The sequence below is a fragment of the Marinicauda pacifica genome (assembly GCF_004793635.1).
GTDB classification, from domain to species: Bacteria; Pseudomonadota; Alphaproteobacteria; order Caulobacterales; family Maricaulaceae; genus Marinicauda; species Marinicauda pacifica.
This window is the reverse complement of record NZ_SRXV01000089.1, coordinates 1-305: the sequence shown is the minus strand read 5'-3', so window position 1 is coordinate 305 and position 305 is coordinate 1. Positions and strand designations below refer to the sequence as shown.

The following is a 305-nucleotide window of genomic DNA, read 5'->3' as shown; positions in this document are numbered from 1 at the left end:
CGCGTCTCCAGGTGGAACACCCGGTGACCGAGGAGGTGACGGGCTACGATCTGGTCGAGCTTCAGCTGCGCGTGGCTGCGGGCGGTTCGGTTCCCGAGCAGGACGCGATCTCGCTGTCCGGTCATGCCGTGGAAGCGCGTCTGTATGCCGAGGACCCGGCGACCGGTTTCCTGCCATCGACCGGCCCGCTGCACCGGCTCGACCTGTCGCAGCCGGGCAGTGGGGTGCGGGTGGATTCCGGCGTGGAGGAAGGCGGCGAAGTCTCCATCCACTACGATCCGATGATCGCCAAGCTGATTGCCCAT

The 305-nt window shown here is 67.2% G+C and carries 1 protein-coding gene; it reads left to right on the top strand.

Annotated features, from left to right (window positions below):
* Positions 1-305, top strand: a 305-nt coding sequence (locus E5162_RS14505; protein WP_479684691.1) for a biotin carboxylase domain-containing protein, incomplete at both ends; no start/stop codon positions are given.